Source organism: Streptomyces sp. NPDC054841 (assembly GCF_053611045.1).
Genome location: NZ_JBSGZO010000837.1, coordinates 1 through 1,912, shown reverse-complemented (window position 1 = coordinate 1,912; position 1,912 = coordinate 1). Strand labels below are relative to the sequence as shown.

The following is a 1,912-nucleotide window of genomic DNA, read 5'->3' as shown; positions in this document are numbered from 1 at the left end:
CGGTGGGCTCGTCCGCCGGCAGTTCCCGCGAGCGCCCGTCTTGGGCCCCCGGGCTCGCGGGCTGCTGCGGTCCGTCGACCACGACGACGGAGCGCCGCGCGGGTCGTTGACGCGTCGCGGAGGTTCTCTCGGGGCGAGGGGCAGGGGTGGAGTCAGGCATCGGGGGCTCCTGGGGCGGCCGCGGTGGCCATGGGCGCGGGGTCCGCCCAGCGGGGGCGGGCCCGGCCGCCGGTCCAGTGGCCGGGGACGTGGGCCTCCGCGGGGGTGGCGAAGGGCAGCGGCTCGCCGTCGTCGTCGACGGCCTCCGAGTCGCGGTGAACCGGGCTCTGGGAGATGAGCTCCAGGTAAATGCCGCGAAATGCCGCGAGATTCTGCTCGACGGTGAAGAGTTCGAGCGCCCGGGCCCGCGCGGCCGCACCGAGCCGTTCACGGCGCTCGGGGTCGCGCAGCAGCGCGAGGCAGGCGTCGGCGAGCGCCCGCGGATTGCGCGGGGGCACCACGAGCCCCGTACCGCCGATGACTTCGACGACGGCGCCGACGTCCGTCGACACCGTGGCGCGGCCGCAGAACATCGACTCGACGAGACTGATCGGAAAACCCTCGACGACGCTGGAGAGGACGACGACCGCTCCGGCGGCGTAGGCGTCCGCGAGGTCCGGGGCCTCGGGGCCGCCGATCTCCTCGAACGAGACCGGATTGTCGCCGACCGCGTGCGCGTCGGCCGCCTCGTCGGGGAAGAGCTGCGCGGCCAGCCCCTTGCAGTGCGCCAGGTACGCGCCGCCCTCCCCGCTCTGCACGGGCGCGCCCAGGATCCGCAGCCTGGCCTCCGGCTCTTCCTTGCGCACCTCCGCGAAGGCGTGGAGCAGGGCGATGAGGTCCTTGGCGGGTTCGATCCGGCCGACCCAGACGAGGGTGTGCGGATCGCCGTCCTCGTGCCCCTCCCCCACGGCGGTGAAGCGTTCGCCGTCCATGCCGGGGTAGACCGTGCGCAGTCGGGCGGGGTCGGCGCCGCACTTCTCCTGCCAGCGCCTGGCGTGGGTGTTGCCGGGGGTGATCACCGACGCCTGTCGGTACACCTCGCCCGCGAGGCAGCCCTGGAAGGCGGCGAGCAGGGCGCGGACGGGCGCCCCGAGCGGCGCGTCCGAGACGGCGAGGTAGTGCGCCCGGAGCTGCACGCCGTACTCGGTGACCAGCAGCGGAACCCCGAAGAAGCGTTTGGCCAGAAGGCCGGGCAGGGCTGCCGTGCCGCCGGACGCGGAGTGGCAGAGGTCCACCGCGCCGAGCGAGTCGTCCCCGTACCAGTCGAGCGAGAGCGGGCGCAGTGCGCGCTCCAGCTCGTCGGCGAAGGCCAGGTAGTCGGGCACGGTCGCAGCGTGCACGGCGCGGCGTGCGCCGGGGGCGCGGCAGGCGGATTCCAGGATCCGTACGGCGAGTTCGGACCGGAGTGCGGCGTACAGCCCGCCGGACTCCCTGGCCAGTTCGGCGAGCCCGTAGAGACCGTCGGCGAAGCCACCCGCCTCGCCTTCCGAGCAGACGGCCGCTGCCAGTTCCTTGAAGTGAGCGGCGAACCGGCGCCGTTCGCGCCGGCCATAGGTACGGCCGTCGTCCTCGGGCGCCCACAGCGGCGCGGTGCGTACGCGCTGGACGTGGGGCGGCAGCGCGATCCAGCCGTCGTCCTCCTGCTGGGCACTGCGGCTGAGTGCGTAGATGTCGAAGTCGTGCTGCGCGAGCCCGCGCACGAGCCGGTCGCACCAGAGCCTGGACTCACCCGTCGCATACGGATAGCCACCGTCCGCGAGTAGTCCGATCCGCACGAGCGCACCCCCGATCTCCTGTGTGGGCGGCCGCCGTTGGTCCGGCGGCTCGCAGCGGGAAGACGTTATGCGGATATGCCGGTGGCGCGATGGACGGT

1 protein-coding gene is annotated in these 1,912 nt (G+C 73.8%); it reads right to left on the bottom strand.

Translation table 11 applies throughout. The annotated features are described in order from the left end of the window. Window positions 1–152 precede the first annotated feature (152 nt). Window positions 153–1,814: a DUF3492 domain-containing protein gene (locus tag ACWGI8_RS43710; RefSeq protein ID WP_453669119.1), complete on the bottom strand. Its 1,662-nt coding sequence runs from the start codon at window positions 1,812–1,814 to the stop codon at window positions 153–155. Between the last annotated feature and the right edge of the window lie 98 nt (window positions 1,815–1,912).